This window comes from Streptomyces sp. H39-C1 (assembly GCF_027158125.1).
In the GTDB taxonomy this organism is placed as follows: domain Bacteria; phylum Actinomycetota; class Actinomycetes; order Streptomycetales; family Streptomycetaceae; genus Actinacidiphila; species Actinacidiphila fildesensis.
Window position 1 is genome coordinate 64,912 of sequence record NZ_JAPVLS010000012.1, and the last position, 14,671, is coordinate 79,582.

Here is a 14,671-nt window from a genome sequence, read left to right on the forward strand (position 1 = left end):
GCTGTTCCCTCGGCCGGGACCGGTCCCGTCGCCTGGTTCACGAGTCCAGCCACGCGCCGATCTCGTCGGTGTGCTCTCCCAGCCGGGGCGGCCGCCGGTCGTAGCGGGGCGGGGTGCGGGACAGACCGATGGGGTTGGCCACGAGATGCATCGGCCGGTCGTCGGTGGTGATCGTGGCGCGCGGCGCGAGACCCAGGCGTTCAGCCAGCCCGAAGGCCTCCGCCAGGTCGTTCACCGGCCCGCACGGCACGCCCAGCGGTGTGAGGACCTCGAACCAGTCGGCTGCGGTGCGGCGTTCGAGCAGCCGGGAGAGCTGTCCGGCGAGCTCGTCGACGTGCGCGACCCGGCCGGTGTTGGTGGCGAACCGGGGGTCGGCCGCCAGCTCCGGTGCTTCCAGCCCGTGGCACAGGGCGGCGAACTGCCGCTCGTTGCCAACGGCGATCACCATCGGGCGGTCGGCGGCCGGGTAGACCTCGTACGGGGCGATCGAGGGATGCCGGTTGCCCATGATCCCCGGCACCGCGCCCGCCAGCGTGAAGCCGCCGGACTGGTTCACCAGACTGGACAGCAGGGACGACAGCAGATTGACCTCGACATGCTGTCCCTCGCCCGTCGCATCGCGGTGCCGCAGCGCGGCCAGCACGCCGATCGCGGCATGCAGGCCGGTGAGCACGTCCACGACGGCCACGCCCGTCTTCACCGGCTCCCCGGATTCCGGGCCCGTCACACTCATCAGTCCGCCGACCGCCTGCAGCAGCAGGTCGTAGCCGGGCAGGGCGGCGCCCTTGCCTGAACCGAAGCCGGTCACCGAGCAGTAGACGATGCCCGGGTTGACCGCGCGGGCCTGCTCGTAGGAGAGCCCGTACTTGGCCATGGTCCCCGGCCGGAAGTTCTCGAACACCACATCCGCCCGTCGGACCAGTTCCAGCGCCCGCCGACGGCCCGTCCCGTCGCGCAGATCGGCGGCGAAGGAGCGCTTGTTGCGGTTGACGGACAGGAAGTACGTGGCCTCCCCCTCGGCATGCGGCGGGCCCCACGCCCGGGTGTCGTCGCCGGTGTCGGGATGCTCGACCTTGACCACGTCCGCGCCGAGGTCGGCGAGGAGCATCGTGGCGTACGGGGCGGCCAGCACACGGCCGAAGTCGGCGATCAGAACGCCTGACAGCGGCAGTCGGACGGCATCGTTCACTGGGCACCTGCCTGGGAACTGGGGTGGTGGACGGGCGTTGCGCCGGTGGGGACTCCGCACGCGGCCGCGGCAGGCCGAAGCGGAGTGCGGTCAGATCAGGCCGTGCTGCTGGGCGTAGCGGGTGGCCGCCGACCGGTCGCGGGAGCCGGTCTTGGCGAAGATCCGGTTGATGTGGGTCTTGACGGTGTTGCCGCTGAGGAAGAGCTCCGCGGCGATCTCGGTGTTGTTGCGACCGCGGCCGATGAGGGTGAGGATCTCCGCCTCGCGACGCGTCAGACCGTCCGGAAGTTCGGCGGGCGGTGCCTGCTCGGGCGGTTCCTCGGACTGCCGTGGGCCGGCCTGCGCGGCGGCCAGCAGGGTCGCCTGAACCTGAGGGTGGAGCACGCTGAGGCCGGCGGCGGCGCTGTGCAGGGTGTGGGCGATGTCCCGCCGGTCCGCGTCCTTCGTCAGATAGCTGCGGGCGCCGGCCTGGAGCGTGTCGAGCACCGAGCGGTCGTCGGCATAGGTGGTCAGGACGACGATGGCCACCTCCGGGTGCTCGGCGGTCAGCCGCCGAGTGGCCTCGATGCCGTCCATCACGGGCATGTGCAGGTCGAGCAGGATCGCGTCCGGGTGGTGCCGGGCGACCAGGTCCAGAGCCTCCTGGCCGTCGGCGGCCGTGCCCACGACGTCGAGGTCCGGGAGCAGATCGAGCATGAGCGCGAGACCCTCCCGCACGCTGGCCTGGTCGTCGGCCACGATCACCCGCAGCGGCTTCTCCGGCGTGGTCATCGGGGAACCGTCGCGGTCACGGTCCAGCGCCTGCCGTCCGCGGCGTCCGCCGTGAGGGTGCCGCCGAGCAGCAGCAGGCGCTCCCGCATGCCTGTCAGGCCGTAACCGCCGTCGAGGGTCGCGAAGCCGTGCGCGGCCGCGGCTCCGAGCGGATTGGCGATACTCATGGTCACGTTGTCGTCCCCATAGGTCAGTGTGAGCGTCACCGGCTGGTGCGGCGCGTGCTTGGCGGCATTGACGAGGGACTCCTGGGCCGTACGCACCAGGGCCAGCGTCTGGTCCGGCGGCAGCGGTACCGGGCCGCCGTCCACCCGCAGGGCGACCGGTGTGCCGTGGCGCTGCTCGTGGGTGGCGGTCATCCGGGCCAGCTCCTCGTCCAAGGGGAGCGTGTCGGTGCGCAACGCGTGCACGGCACGGCGTGTTTCGGTCAGTCCGTCGGAGGCCATCCGCTGGGCCACCGCGAGCACGCCGTCCGCCCGTTCCACATCGGGGGTGTCGGCGAGGAGGGCGCGGGCGGCCTGGATCTGGATGCCGAGCGCGCCGATCGAGTGGGCCAGCACATCGTGGATCTCGCGGGCGATGCGTGTGCGTTCGTCGAGGACGGCACTGCGGCGCTGCTCGGCCCGCAGTTCCTCCGACCGGGCCCGCAGTTCCTCGGACTGGGCCAGCAGGGCCGCGCTCTGGTCCGCGCGGAGCCGGTAGGCCCGGCGGTTGAAGCCGGCCTGCAGGCCGAGCATCAGCAACAGCGGGATGCCGAGCGCCTTCGCCGGGCTCGCGTCGGTGATCAGGGCACCCGTCGCGGCCGCGACCACCCCGGCTCCGAAGACGGCCCAGGCGGCCGTCAACCGGGCCTCGGTGCCGGCGTCCATGACGGCGATCACGCCGAGCGCCGCCAGGGAGGTGACGTCCTCCTGGGCGCACACCCCTGCGGCGACCACCGTGATCAGTCCGAGAAGCACCGGCAGCGCGGGTGCTGTGCCACTGCGGTTGATCACCGCCGCGCAGACAACCTGCAGGATCCCGCACAGGGCGTAAGCCGCGACGGTGACGGGAAGCGCCACCGGCCCGAGCGAGGCACGGAGGAAGATGTCGACCCCGATCAGGCCGTACGCCCCCGCCCTGATGAGCCAGGACACCGTGCGCAGCATGAGCTCACGATAGCGGTCACGATCACGGGCGGCCGTCACGAGGTCCGCGCCGCGGGGACCGGCCGGCAGGACGGGGCGGCCGGACGCGACCGGGAGCTCCGCAGGGTGGAGTCCCATCACTACCTCCGGGTGGTCGGCCGATCGTACGGGTTCGTCGGGTTCGACGGGTGTGAAGGGTTGGACGGGTGTGCAGAGTTGGACGGGCTGGACGGGCCGGACGGCTCGGAGGGGGTGCCCGTCAGTCCGTCAAGGCGCGAGTTGAGTTCCTGCAGACGGCCACCGAGGAAGACGGAACCGTCCTTCTCCTGGGCGAAGGGGATTCCGGACCGGTGAGCGCGCCGGGTGATCATGGCGGCCTGTGCCAGGCGGTTGATGCCGAGCATCAGCACGATGGGTGCGGAGGACGCGGCGACCTGGGCTCCCATGGTGCTCGCGAGCAGCATCAGGGTGAGCCGGGAGCCGATCAGGGCCGCCCACAGCCACAGGCTGCGCGCCGGCATCTGGCCCCACAGGCCACCGTCGCGGTTGCGGAGCCGCATCATCGATCCCTGCCCGGTGCCGATCGCGGCGGCGATCACCGCGCCGACCACCAGCAGTGCCACGTCCGCGGGCTGCACCGCGCCGTGCCCGCCGAGCCGGGTCAGACCGACCACCGCCAGGACGGCCGGCAGCAGGATCACCCGCTTGCCCCGCAGCGGCTCTCCGAGCAGCTGGCGTCCGATCACGTAAGCCACGATCGCGATGACGGCAAGCACTTCCCACATGTCTGCGCCCTCCTTCTGTCGATGCGAGTGGCGGGCGGTCCAGCCCGACACCTGCGACGTTAGGGAGAGAGCCCCTGCTCGGGCGTCACACCGCGGGGTGAGGTCCGGGGTGACGTCCGGATCACCCCTGGAGCCGTATCGGGGCCCCGCAGGCTGCCTGGGTACTACGCGGGCCCGGACAGGTCGTACCCGATCTGGACCCGTGCTCCGATTCCGTCGGCGGCCGAACGGCCGAAGGTGAGGGCATCGCAGGAAATGCAGCCTTCACCCCCAGGGAGCACACCATGCTGTCGCAACTGACCGAGGCAATGATCGTCAACGGCGCCGTGCTGGTGGCCGTGCTGGAGAGCGACCTCGGCGGCCACCGCAAGATCGGCACGTTGCGGATCCTGCGGCCCGCGCTGATCGCCGGCGCTGTCATCCCGCTCTTCCTCGAGCGGCCGGCCACGCACGGCACCGGCCTGGTCCTCGAGATGGGCGCCATCGCCGTCGGATTCCTCTGCGGCCTGGCGGCCATCGGCCTGATGCGGGTCTACCGCAGCCCCCGGACGGGCCTGCCGGTCAGCGGCTCCGGAGCGCCGTACGCGCTTCTGTGGACCGCGGTCATCGGCGCCCGCGCCGCGTTCTCCTACGGATCGGCCCACTGGTTCCCGCGGCAGCTGACCGACTGGTGCGTGAGCCACGACGTCACCGGAGCGGCCATCACCGACGGGCTGATCTTCATGGCCGTGGCGATGCTGCTGACCCGCACCATCACTCTGGCGCACCGCGCCTACCGGCTGCCGGCCGTCGCCACCGCCTGAGCCGGACCACGTCCCCGGCCGACACACGCGAACCCCGGCTCCGTTCCGCCCTCAGGGCGGATCCGGAGCCGGGGTTCAGCGCGTCACGCCGGTGTACAAGCCCTGCCCGGCGGCCTCAGGAGCCTGACGGGCGGTCACGGACGCTGTGCGGAAAGGTCATCCCGCCGTGACGACCTCGATGTCGTAGAAGCAGAAGTGGTCCTTGATCGCGGCCACGTCGTCCTTCGGCTCCCGGTACGCCCAGACCAGGTCGGCAGCGCCGGGTACCGACCAGTACGACGCGTCCCCCTTGAACGGGCAGTGCGTGCTGGTGTCGGAGGCGGTGAGCAGCTCCGTGCGCACATCCTCGGGCGGCAGGTAGTAGCGCACCGGACAGCCCGTCTCGCGGAGCTCCAGCGGGCGACTGCTCTCCGCCAGGACCTGTCCGTCGCGCACGACACGTACCGGGGTCGTGCCCTCTTCGATGGTGATGCGGTGTCCATTCGTCATACCCAGTGCAGCGCCCGGGGGCGGTCGGTTCTTCCCTCTCCGGCCGCCCACCGGCACAACATTCGGCCTGCCGTTTCTCAAGAAATTCCGGGGACGGCGGCGAAATCCGCCACCCGCTGCTCCCGTCCCCGGGCGGCGAGCACCCGGGCGACCGGCACCTGCCCGATGGCAAGCGCCACGGAGACGGCCGCCAGCCCCGACCACAGCACCGCCGGTCCCGCGTGTTCGAGGATCTGGGTGCTGACGATCGGCGCGGCGACGCCGGCGAAGCCCCAACTGATGCCGTAGACGGCCAAGTAGCGGCCGGTGCCACCGGGCGGGGCAAGGTCGGCGACAAGTGCGTAGGACCGTCCGAGGATCACCAGATCGCCCAGGCTCCAGACGACCGTGGCCGCCAGCGAGGCCGTCAAGGCGTGCGCTACCGCGTAACCGGCCAGGCCGACCGCGAGCAGGACGTAGCCGAGCGCGAGCGCCGCAGGCGCGGACAGGGCCGAGAGGCGCTGGACACGCAGCAGTGGCTGGGCGGCGACGATCGTCACCGCGGAGACCGTGAAGAGCACTCCCGCGTCCGCCGGTCGCATGCCGCGGCGCGCCAGGGACAGCGGAAGCGCCATCATCACCTGCAGGTACACCAGGGCGTACACGGTGCCGGACGCGAGCATGAGGAGCAGCACGCGATCGCGCCACGGCTTGATTCCGGCGGCAGGTTCGGGGGACGCCGGGCCGGGCTCGGCCCGGCCACGTCGCACGGGTCGGTCGGCGGGCAGGACGAACCGGATGATGACCGCGCAGACCAGACAGCTCAGTGCGTCGGCGACGAACAGCCAGCGCAGGTCCCACCGGCCCAGACCCGCCGCGATCAGACCGGCGCCCATCCCGCCGACGGCCAGGGCGGCGTTCAGCAGGCTGTAGGCGCGGACCCGGTCGGCGGGGCCGACGGAGTCGGCGATCATCGCCTGGCTCGGCGGTTCGTACAGCTCGAAGACCAGTCCCAGCAGCACGGCGAAGACCGCGACCTCCGCCAGCGAGCCCGCGGCGGCGATGCCGAGCTGGGCGACGGCGCAGCCGGCCAGGCCGAGGACGATGGTGCGACGCCGTCCGAGGTGGTCCGCGAGGCGGCCGCCCGCCAGGCGCGACGGGATCGTCGCGAGCCCGAAGGCGGCCGAGACCAGCCCGGCGGTGGCGACGCTCGCCCCGAAGTCCGTGCTGATGAGGACGGTGAGGAACGACAGGGAGAAAGCCCCGAGCCGGTTGATCGCCCGGGCGGCGAGCAGCAGCCAGACGGTGCGGGGCAGCCGGCCACCGCGCGCCATGAGTCCCATGCACGTCTCCGCATCCTCGTCACTGGTGAATCGACTATTGTCAGTGACGGACGTTAGGCCCGAAGGGAGTAACTGGTCAAGTGCTATTCGACAGTCACATGGCGATCCTGCTCGACGCGGCCGTTTCGCTCGTCAACGCGTTGACCGACGGCGAGGCGCGCGGCAAGCCGTTCACCGCACCGCGCGGTGCGGACCTCCCCGCCGCCGTCGATGCCGCGCTGACCGCCTCCAGCACCAGCCCGGGCACGATCGAACCGGCGCAGGCCGCGCACCTGGCCGGCACGGCGCAGAAGCTGCGACTGGTCTTCGAGGGCGTGAGCGGCGGCCGCATGGATGACGCGGTCGCGGTGCTGAACGAGCTGCTGCTGTCGAACGGTGCCCGCCCGCAGCTGGACCGTGTCGAGGGAGAGCCCTGGCAGGTCCATTTCCATGGCGCGGACGACACCCTGGCGGTGGGGTGGAGCGCCGGCTGTGCGACCGGCCTGGCCATGGTCATCGGCGGCGACCTCGCCGGCCGCCTCGGCGTCTGCCAGGCGACCCAGTGCGATCGCGTCTACGTCGACACCTCACGCAACGCCGGCCGCCAGTTCTGCTCGACGGCCTGCCAGAACCGCTCCAAGACGGCCGCGTTCCGTGCGCGCCGGGCCACGAAGCCGTGAGCACACCTGATCCCGCGGGCAGGCTCCTTCAACGCGCTTGCACCCGGCCGAGGCATGTTCCTCGGCCGGATGGAGCACCGTGAAAGGTGCAGCCGGACGCGTCACCTGAAGCTGGGCACGTGAGTGCGAGGTCGGACCCCGCGCCACGCTCCCCGGGAGGTACGCACGTGCTGTCACGATCGTCCGGACGCCGCCACACCCGCCGCTTGATGCCGGTCGCCGTGGTGATCGCCGCCGCGGCAGCCGGCGGGCTCGTCCAGCCCGCGCACGCCGGGGACGAGGCCCGTCCCAACCCCGGCCAGGCGCTGCAGCGCAGCATCCAGAAGCTGGTCGACACCGCGGGCGGCCCGCCCGGAGTGATCGCCGTGCTCACGCGCGGTGACCGGACCGAGGTCTACCGGGCCGGAGTCGCCGACCTCAAGACCGGCAGCCCGCTGCACGCGACCGACCACATGCGGCTCGCGAGTGTCTCCAAGGCGTACAGCGGGGCGGTCGCCCTGCAGCTGGTGGACCAGGGGCGGCTCAAGCTCGACACCACGATCGGCGAGCGGCTTCCCTCGCTGCCCGCCGCCTGGTGCAAGGTGACGCTCCGCCAGCTGCTCAACCACACCAGCGGACTGCCCGACTACACCGGCTCCGCCGAATTCCGGCGGCTCCTGGGCGTGGACCCGCACCACGTCTTCGATTCCCGTAAGTTGCTCGACTTCGTCGCCGACGAGCCGCTGGTCTTCCCGGCGGGCGCGCGGTACCAGTACTCCAACTCCGACAACATCGCCGTCGCGCTGATGGCCGAGGCGGCGACCGGCCGGCGCTACGAGGACCTCCTCAAGCAGCTCGTGTACCAGCCGCTGAACCTGCGGCGGACCAGCCTCCCGCAGGGCTTCCGGCTCCCCCGCCCCTACCTGCACGGCTACGCGGTCGACCCGCCCGCCCCGCCGGAGGACGTCACCGAGCTCTTCGGCTCCTCGGGCGTGTGGGCCTCCGGCGCCGTCGTGGCGACGCCGAACGACCTCACCGCGTTCATCCGCGGCTACGCCGGCGGCAGCCTCCTGTCACCGCAGACCCGCAAGCAGCAGCTGACCTTCGTCCCCGGCGGAGCGTCGGAACCGGCCGGCCCTGGAGTCAACGCGGCAGGTCTGTCGATCTTCCGCTACACCACCCGCTGCGGGATCCTCTACGGCCACACCGGCAACACCGCCGGCTACACCCAACTGGCCGCCGCCACCCCGGACGGCAAACGGTCCCTGACCTTCTCGATCACCACCCAGACCAGCAAGAGCATCAAGCCCGAGCTCCTCGCCCAGGTCCGCACTGTCCAGGAAGACTTCGCCTGCGCCCTGCTGCGTCACTGAGGTCCTGCGGCGACCGGCCGGGCGCGGCCGATGGGGCTGGTCCGGCCGGTCGTCCGTTCATACGAAATGGGGCCATGGATGCTGGAATCGCCGCGCTGCTCGGCGCCGCCGTAGGATCGCTCTCCACCCTCGGCGCCGCGATGGTGAACGGACGCTCTGCGGCACGCTCGCAGTTCGATCAGTGGCGCAGGCAGCATCGCCGGGACGCCTACGCGCACTGCCTCGCGGCTCTCCATCACCGTGACATCGCCATGGACGACGTGCTCGACGCACTCCGGTCACAAGGCTTCCTTCGGGAGTGTTCCGGCGACCGGGCGAACCGCGCCCGACACTTCGCACGGGACGTCGCGTACGCGCCTCAACGGGCGCGGAAGGCCTGGCGGTAGGCCGTCGGGGAGACGCCGATCGTGGTGGCGAGGTGTTGGCGGAGGGAGACGGCGGTGCCGAAGCCCGCGTGGGCGGCGACCTGGTCGACCGGCAGGTCGGTGGTTTCCAGCAGGCGTCGGGCGTGGCCGACGCGCTGTTGGGCGAGCCACTGGCCGGGGGGCATGCCGACCTCGTCGTGGAAGCGCCGGCAGAACGTCCGGACGCTCATGCGGGCGTGCTCCGCCAGTTCGGCAAGGGAGATGGGCCGCTGCAGCTGCTGCAGGGCCCAGTCGCGGGTCGCGGCGGTGGTGGCGGCCGAGGGCTGCGGCATCGGGCGCTCGATGTACTGGGCCTGGCCGCCCTCCCGCCAGGGGGGTACGACGCACAGCCGGGCCACCTGGTTGGCGATGTCACTGCCGTGGTCGCGGCGCACCAGGTGCAGGCAGAGGTCGATCCCGGCGGCCACACCGGCCGCTGTGAGGACCTGTCCGTCGTCGACGAACAGCACGTTCGCGTCGACCTGGATCTTCGGGAACGTGCGCTGGAAGTGGTCGGCCTCGTTCCAATGGGTCGTCGCGGAGCGGCCGTCGAGCAGACCGGCCGCGGCCAGCACATAGGAGGCGGTGCAGATCGAGACGATGCGGGCTCCGGGCGGCAGGAGGGCGAGCGCCTGGGCCAACTCGTCGGGCAGCCAGTCCCGTTCCTCGTCGGGGCCGCAGGCGAACGGCGGGATGACCAGTGTGTCGGCGCTCCGGAGCGCCTCGCTCCCATGGGCCACGGTGATGGTGAAGTCGGCGCTGGTGCTCACGGGTTCCCCGTCCAGACTGCAGGTGATGACCTCATACAGCGCTTCGCCGTCGCGCCCGGCGGCGGTGTCGAAGATTCTCATCGGAATGCTCAGTTCGAAGGGATAGACGCCTTCGAGGGCCAGGACCACGACACGATGCATGGCAAGATTCTTTCAGATGCTGGCAATCTTGCCACTCGTTCTTCATGGCGGAATGCGAAAACCTTGATCTCAACGGGCCACAGGGGCCCGGCGGAACAGGGGATCAGGGGAATGACGATGCGTGCGATCGGCCAGGACGAGTTCGGCGGACCCGAGGTACTGAAGGTCATCGAGGTGGAGCGCCCGGAGCCCGGGCCGGCCGAGGTGCTGGTTCGGGTGCACGCGGCCGGGGTCAATCCGACCGACTCCTGGCACCGGGCCACCGGCGGCCTGGCCGGTACCGTGATCCGGCTCGGCTGGGACGTCTCCGGCGTCGTCGAGGCGGTCGGGTTCGGGGTGACCACACTCGCCCCCGGCGACGCGGTGTTCGGGATGCCGCGCCACCCCCTGCCGGCGGGCACCTACGCCGAGTACGTGACCTCCCCGGCCCGGCACCTGGTCCGCAAGCCCGCCGGACTGACCCATGTGCAGGCCGCCGCGCTGCCGCTGGCCGCGCTCACCGCCTGGCAGGCCCTGGTGGACGTCGCCGACGTGCGCCCCGGACAGCGCGTGCTGATCCACGCCGCGGCGGGCGGCGTCGGCCACCTCGCCGTCCAGATCGCCAAGGCCCGCGGCGCCCACGTCATCGGCACCGCCCGCCCGGCCAAACACGACTTCCTGCGCGGTCTCGGCGCGGACGAACTGGTCGACTACACCCAGGCCGACTTCGAGACCGCCCTCGAACCGGTCGACGTCGTGATCGACACGATCGGCGGCGAGTACGGGCCGCGCTCCCTGCGCACCCTGCGCGCCGGCGGCACCCTGGTCGCCCTCGCCTCCCCGGCCGAGGCGTACCTGGCGGACCAGGCCCGACCCCTCGGGCTGCGCGCCGCCTTCATGGTCGTCGAACCCGACCAGGCGGGCATGCGGGAGATCGCCGCCCTCGCCGAGACGGGCCTGCTGCGCCCCGAGATCGATACGGTGCTCCCGCTCGAACGGGCCGCCAAGGCCCATGAACTCGCCGACAGCCGCCGCACCACTGGCAAGATCGTCCTCACCGTCACCGACTGACCCGCATCGTCAACGACCGACCCGCATAAGGACTCGCCCGATGACCACGTTCGTCCTCATACCCGGCGCCTGGCACGGCGCATGGACCTTCGAACCGCTCGCCCGTCAGCTGCGCGCACACGGGCACCAGGCCTTCCCCCTGACCCTGACCGGGGTGGGCGACCGCAAGCACCTGCTCACCCACTCGGTCAATCTCGACACCCATATCGACGACGTCGTCAACCTTCTGACGGACCAGCAGATCACCGACGCCGTCCTCGTCGGGCACAGCTACGGCGGCATGGTGATCACCGGCGCCGCCGACCGCGTCCCCGAACGGGTGGCCGGTCTGGTCTACGTCGACGCCATGGTCCCCGAGGACGGCGACTCGTGCTGGTCCCTGGTCACCGACCAGGAGCGCGAGTGGTATCTCAGCGGCGCGCACGAGACCGGCTTCACCAGTGCGCCACTCCCGTTCTTCGACCCCCGCGCCACTGCGCACCCGCTGGCCTCCCTGCTCCAGTCGGTCCGCCTGGCGGGCGGACTCGACCGGTTCCGGAGCAGGGACTACGTCTACGCCACCGGCTGGGACGGGCAATCCCCGTTCACCGGGCTCTACGAGCGACTGCTCGACGACCCCACCTGGCGCACGCACGCCCTGGCCTCCGGCCACAACGTGATGCGGGACGCTCCCGATGAGCTGCTGAAGGTCCTGTTGGCGAGCGCGGAGGACTGAGGAGCGGAGAGCAGAGAACGGGGCTACCGCCGTCAGGCCGCCCTGACCTGGCGTCGGTAGCCGCCCGGGGCCAGGCCGTACTCCCGCTTGAAGGCCTTGGCGAAGGCGAACTCCGAGCCGTAGCCGGTGCGGGCGGCGACCGTCGTGAGCGGAGCGTCGGACTCCCGCAGCAGACAGGCCGCGGTCGTCATGCGCCAGCGGGTCAGATACGCCATCGGCGGTTCGCCGACCAGCGCGGCGAATCGCCGGGCGAAGGCGGCACGGGACAGGCCCGCCCGTTCGGCCAGCGACTCGACCGTCCACTGGGCCGAGGGGTCGTCGTGCATCGCGGACAGGGCGGGCGCCACCGCCGAGTCGCCCAGGGCCGCCGCCCAGCCCTGGGCGGCAGCCGGTGGCTGGTCGTCGAGCCAGGCCCGCAGGATGTACAGGAGCAGCGAGTCGATCAGGGTGGGCACGATGCCGTCCGAGCCGATGCGCGGGTTCTCCAGCTCGTTGCCGAGCAGCTGGACGGCTGCGCTCAGCTCAGGGTGGCGGCCGTGCCGCGTCGCCAGATGGATCACCTCGGGCAGCTGCCGTACCAGGGGGTGCGGGCGGCCCTGGTCCAGGTGGTAGTTGCCGCACAGCAGGCTGGTCTCGGGGCCGTCGCCGCCGAGGGTGACCGAGCCGATCGGTGAACCGCCCTCGAACTGCTCGTCGTTGGGCTCCTCGGCCGGCGTCGAGGGATGGTCGGCGAGGATGTGGCCGCGTCCGTCCCGCAGGAAGACCACGTCGCCGGGGCTCAGCGGGATCGGCTTGAGACGCGACGACCCCTCGTCGAGCGGGATCAGCCAGCAGGTCCCGTACAGCACCACATGGAACCCGGCGCCCGCGACCGGCGGCAGCCGCAGGCCCCAGGGGGCGCGGCCGTTGGTCCGCACGGACGCCGGGTGCCCGGTGCGCATCGAGGCCAGCGCCTCGGTGAGGATGTCCATCCGGCCTCGCCCTTCCTGGTGCGGCCCGCTGTGGTCAGACCGTCAGGACAATCTTGCCCTGTACGTGCCCCGAGGCGACCAGCTCGTGTGCCTTGCCGACCTCCGCCAGGGGAAACGTCTCCTCGACGTACGGACGGATCAGCCCGGCGTCGACGAGCTCGGCGATCGCTTCGAGCGCGGCGTAGTCCGGCTCGACCGAGATGCCGGCGAAGCGCCGCCCGGCCGCCTGGACACGTGCGGCGAGCTCCGGGTTGCCGTGCTCCAGGATGCTGATGAGCACGCCGCCGGGGCGCAGCACGCCGAGCGAGAGGTCGCCCTGGGCCGTGGAGTCGAAGACCACGTCGACGTCCTTGACGGCCTCGGTGAAGTCGGTGGTCCGGTAGTCGATGACCTCGTCGGCGCCGAGACCGCGGACGAAGTCGTGCCGGGCGGCACTGGCGATGGCGATCACATGGGCGCCGCGCGCCTTCGCGATCTGCACCGCGAAGTGGCCGACGCCACCGGCCGCCCGCTGGATCAGCACCCGGTCGCCCTTCGTGACCCCGGCGGCCTGCACCAGACCCTGCCAAGCGGTGAGCGCCGCGAGGGGGATGGCGGCGGCGTGCACATGGTCGATGGAGGCGGGCTTGCGGGCCACCTGACGGGACGGGACGGCCACGTACTCGGCGTACCCGGTGGCGGCACGGGGGAAGAACGGCATCCCGTACACCTCGTCGCCCACTTCGAACCTGGCGCCGGGACCGGCCTCCTCCACCACTCCGGAGATGTCCCAGCCCACGCCGAACGGCGGCTCACCGAGCAGCGGGAAGGCGCCGGACCTGACGGCCACGTCCACCGGGTTGACCGCACTGGCGTGGACCTTGACGAGGACCTCACCGGACAGCGGCTTCGGCCGCTCGGTCTCCACGACGTCGAGGACCTCGGGACCGCCGAAGGACTTCTGGATGACTGCGCGCACGGTAACTCTCCCTGGGTTGGGTCCGGCTGGTGCCCGGCCCGGCTGCCTGCTTGATGTCCTCAACCCTAGGGAGATCGAATGAGCCGCAGAATAGCCTTCCGTCTCTGTTACATGTCCCAGCGTCTTTCCGAATGACTCTCTCAGCCATGCGTGCCGGGCGCCTTACGTACTCAGCCGTCGTCGACGACGACAGCCGGTGCCGCGGTGCGCGCGCCGGCGCGGGTGGCGCCGATTCCCGCGACCACGACGAATCCGACGCCGACCGCGGACGCCGGGCCGGGGATCTGCCCGAGGATGACGAGGCCCACCGCGAGCGCGATGGCCGGCTCAAGGCTCATCAGGGTGCCGAAGGCCGTGGTGGTGAGCCGGCGCAGGGCGAGGAACTCCAGGCTGAACGGGAGCACCGGATGCAGCGCGGCCAGCGCCAGACCGGTGAGGATCAGCGGCCAGGTCACGTGGCCCAGTTCGGTCGGCGCGGCGAAGAACGTGGCGACGATGGCGGCGACCGGCATGGACAGGGCCAGGCCCTTCAGCCCGGTGACCTGGTCGCCCACCTTCTGGGTGAGCGCGATGTACACGGCCCAGCAGAGCGCGGCGGCCAGCGCGAACCCGACCCCGACGAGGTCGGTGCCGCCGTGCCAGGGCTCGGTGAGCAGCACCACCCCGACCCCGGCCGGCAGGGCCCATATCCTGCGCCCGCCCGCGGCGCCGTACAGGGACAGGCCGAGCGGCCCGAGGAACTCGAGCGCGCTGGCGGTGCCCAGCGGGATCCGGGTGACCGCGCACATGAAGAGCACCATCAGGCCGGCTGTCGCCGCGCCCAGGACGGTGCACGCCAGCAGGTCCTTCCGCGTGAAGTCCGACGGGCGGGGCCTGACCAGCACCAGGAGCAGGATTCCGGCCCAGGCGAGCCGCAGCCACGCGGTTCCCAGCGGACCGAGCTGGTCGAGCAGCGGGACCGACAACCCCAGGCCGAGCTGGACGCAGGACATGGACGCGACGGCCATGAGCGCTCCACCCCGGGCCCCGCCGGGCAGCCTGCCGAGGGCGGAGGGAGCCGCGGGAACGGTCGGAGCGGCGGTGGCTGCGGAGGTCATGGCTCCAGTAGAGGGCCGACACATCGTTGATGTCCACGTGGCGATCATGGACAGTCCGTTCAGGAATG

16 protein-coding genes are annotated in these 14,671 nt (G+C 71.7%); 6 read left to right on the top strand and 10 right to left on the bottom strand.

What is annotated here, in order from left to right; translation table 11 throughout:
* Positions 1–37 precede the first annotated feature (37 nt).
* The 4 genes from O3W51_RS10690 to O3W51_RS10705 all read right to left on the bottom strand — a co-directional run bounded on the left by O3W51_RS10690 (position 38) and on the right by O3W51_RS10705 (position 3,872).
* Positions 38–1,108 carry a CaiB/BaiF CoA transferase family protein gene (locus tag O3W51_RS10690; RefSeq protein ID WP_443048269.1) on the bottom strand — a complete coding sequence of 357 codons (1,071 nt, stop codon included), beginning with the start codon at positions 1,106–1,108 and terminating at the stop codon, positions 38–40.
* Between the two features lie 171 nt (positions 1,109–1,279).
* A complete protein-coding gene (locus O3W51_RS10695) occupies positions 1,280–1,960 on the bottom strand; it encodes a response regulator transcription factor (protein WP_138355377.1) in 681 nt (226 codons plus the stop codon).
* The gene (locus O3W51_RS10700; RefSeq protein ID WP_138355376.1) at positions 1,957–3,225 is read right to left on the bottom strand and encodes a sensor histidine kinase; all 1,269 of its coding nucleotides are present in this window, start codon (positions 3,223–3,225) and stop codon (positions 1,957–1,959) included. Before O3W51_RS10700 ends, O3W51_RS10695 begins: the two co-directional genes overlap by 4 nt.
* Positions 3,226–3,227: 2 nt before the next feature.
* A complete protein-coding gene (locus O3W51_RS10705) occupies positions 3,228–3,872 on the bottom strand; it encodes a hypothetical protein (protein WP_269285365.1) in 645 nt (214 codons plus the stop codon).
* 284 nt (positions 3,873–4,156) lie between these two features.
* Here O3W51_RS10705 and O3W51_RS10710 point away from each other — a divergent pair, with 284 nt between their 5' ends.
* On the top strand, positions 4,157–4,675 hold the full coding sequence (locus O3W51_RS10710; protein WP_164294102.1) for a hypothetical protein: 519 nt from the start codon (positions 4,157–4,159) through the stop codon (positions 4,673–4,675).
* A 156-nt stretch (positions 4,676–4,831) separates the two neighbouring features.
* On the opposite strand, the gene O3W51_RS10715 is transcribed toward O3W51_RS10710, so the two are convergent.
* Together O3W51_RS10715 and O3W51_RS10720 are read right to left on the bottom strand one after the other, a co-directional pair.
* Positions 4,832–5,170, bottom strand: a complete 339-nt coding sequence (locus O3W51_RS10715; RefSeq protein WP_269285493.1) for a DUF427 domain-containing protein — start codon at positions 5,168–5,170, stop codon at positions 4,832–4,834.
* A 71-nt stretch (positions 5,171–5,241) separates the two neighbouring features.
* Positions 5,242–6,486, bottom strand: a complete 1,245-nt coding sequence (locus tag O3W51_RS10720; RefSeq protein WP_269285367.1) for an MFS transporter — start codon at positions 6,484–6,486, stop codon at positions 5,242–5,244.
* 80 nt (positions 6,487–6,566) lie between these two features.
* Here O3W51_RS10720 and O3W51_RS10725 point away from each other — a divergent pair, with 80 nt between their 5' ends.
* The 3 genes from O3W51_RS10725 (at position 6,567) to O3W51_RS10735 (ending at position 8,883) form a co-directional block, all read left to right on the top strand.
* Positions 6,567–7,145 (top strand): CGNR zinc finger domain-containing protein, encoded by a 579-nt coding sequence (locus O3W51_RS10725; protein WP_244809682.1) that lies wholly within the window; start codon positions 6,567–6,569, stop codon positions 7,143–7,145.
* 209 nt (positions 7,146–7,354) lie between these two features.
* A complete protein-coding gene (locus tag O3W51_RS10730; RefSeq protein WP_164294202.1) occupies positions 7,355–8,497 on the top strand; it encodes a serine hydrolase domain-containing protein in 1,143 nt (380 codons plus the stop codon).
* 74 nt (positions 8,498–8,571) lie between these two features.
* Positions 8,572–8,883: a hypothetical protein gene (locus O3W51_RS10735; RefSeq protein ID WP_269285369.1), complete on the top strand. Its 312-nt coding sequence runs from the start codon at positions 8,572–8,574 to the stop codon at positions 8,881–8,883.
* On the opposite strand, the gene O3W51_RS10740 is transcribed toward O3W51_RS10735, so the two are convergent.
* A complete protein-coding gene (locus tag O3W51_RS10740) occupies positions 8,856–9,812 on the bottom strand; it encodes a GlxA family transcriptional regulator (RefSeq protein ID WP_269285370.1) in 957 nt (318 codons plus the stop codon). The genes O3W51_RS10735 and O3W51_RS10740 overlap by 28 nt on opposite strands.
* A 117-nt stretch (positions 9,813–9,929) precedes the next feature.
* On the opposite strand from O3W51_RS10740, the gene O3W51_RS10745 reads away from it, so the two are divergent.
* Positions 9,930–10,862 carry an NADP-dependent oxidoreductase gene (locus tag O3W51_RS10745; protein ID WP_269285495.1) on the top strand — a complete coding sequence of 311 codons (933 nt, stop codon included), beginning with the start codon at positions 9,930–9,932 and terminating at the stop codon, positions 10,860–10,862.
* Positions 10,863–10,902: 40 nt separating this feature from the next.
* Positions 10,903–11,577 carry an alpha/beta fold hydrolase gene (locus O3W51_RS10750; RefSeq protein WP_269285372.1) on the top strand — a complete coding sequence of 225 codons (675 nt, stop codon included), beginning with the start codon at positions 10,903–10,905 and terminating at the stop codon, positions 11,575–11,577.
* Between the two features lie 32 nt (positions 11,578–11,609).
* On the opposite strand, the gene O3W51_RS10755 is transcribed toward O3W51_RS10750, so the two are convergent.
* The 3 genes from O3W51_RS10755 to O3W51_RS10765 all read right to left on the bottom strand — a co-directional run bounded on the left by O3W51_RS10755 (position 11,610) and on the right by O3W51_RS10765 (position 14,603).
* Positions 11,610–12,548, bottom strand: a complete 939-nt coding sequence (locus tag O3W51_RS10755; RefSeq protein WP_269285374.1) for an AraC family transcriptional regulator — start codon at positions 12,546–12,548, stop codon at positions 11,610–11,612.
* A 34-nt stretch (positions 12,549–12,582) separates the two neighbouring features.
* Positions 12,583–13,506, bottom strand: coding sequence for an NADP-dependent oxidoreductase (locus tag O3W51_RS10760; protein ID WP_269285376.1), 924 nt, complete (start codon positions 13,504–13,506; stop codon positions 12,583–12,585).
* 170 nt (positions 13,507–13,676) lie between these two features.
* Positions 13,677–14,603 (bottom strand): EamA family transporter, encoded by a 927-nt coding sequence (locus O3W51_RS10765; RefSeq protein ID WP_269285378.1) that lies wholly within the window; start codon positions 14,601–14,603, stop codon positions 13,677–13,679.
* Positions 14,604–14,671: the final 68 nt, after the last annotated feature.

Excerpts from the sequence above, each read along its gene's own strand:
- O3W51_RS10690 (WP_443048269.1), bottom strand. The coding sequence starts at position 1,108 with ATGCTCCTCGCCGACCTCGGCGCGGACGTGGTCAAGGTCGAGCATCCC.
- O3W51_RS10695 (WP_138355377.1), bottom strand. The coding sequence starts at position 1,960 with ATGACCACGCCGGAGAAGCCGCTGCGGGTGATCGTGGCCGACGACCAG.
- O3W51_RS10700 (WP_138355376.1), bottom strand. The coding sequence starts at position 3,225 with ATGGGACTCCACCCTGCGGAGCTCCCGGTCGCGTCCGGCCGCCCCGTC.
- O3W51_RS10705 (WP_269285365.1), bottom strand. The coding sequence starts at position 3,872 with ATGTGGGAAGTGCTTGCCGTCATCGCGATCGTGGCTTACGTGATCGGA.
- O3W51_RS10710 (WP_164294102.1), top strand. The coding sequence starts at position 4,157 with ATGCTGTCGCAACTGACCGAGGCAATGATCGTCAACGGCGCCGTGCTG.
- O3W51_RS10720 (WP_269285367.1), bottom strand. The coding sequence starts at position 6,486 with ATGGGACTCATGGCGCGCGGTGGCCGGCTGCCCCGCACCGTCTGGCTG.
- O3W51_RS10730 (WP_164294202.1), top strand. The coding sequence starts at position 7,355 with ATGCCGGTCGCCGTGGTGATCGCCGCCGCGGCAGCCGGCGGGCTCGTC.
- O3W51_RS10735 (WP_269285369.1), top strand. The coding sequence starts at position 8,572 with ATGGATGCTGGAATCGCCGCGCTGCTCGGCGCCGCCGTAGGATCGCTC.
- O3W51_RS10740 (WP_269285370.1), bottom strand. The coding sequence starts at position 9,812 with ATGCATCGTGTCGTGGTCCTGGCCCTCGAAGGCGTCTATCCCTTCGAA.
- O3W51_RS10745 (WP_269285495.1), top strand. The coding sequence starts at position 9,930 with ATGCGTGCGATCGGCCAGGACGAGTTCGGCGGACCCGAGGTACTGAAG.
- O3W51_RS10750 (WP_269285372.1), top strand. The coding sequence starts at position 10,903 with ATGACCACGTTCGTCCTCATACCCGGCGCCTGGCACGGCGCATGGACC.
- O3W51_RS10755 (WP_269285374.1), bottom strand. The coding sequence starts at position 12,548 with ATGGACATCCTCACCGAGGCGCTGGCCTCGATGCGCACCGGGCACCCG.
- O3W51_RS10765 (WP_269285378.1), bottom strand. The coding sequence starts at position 14,603 with ATGACCTCCGCAGCCACCGCCGCTCCGACCGTTCCCGCGGCTCCCTCC.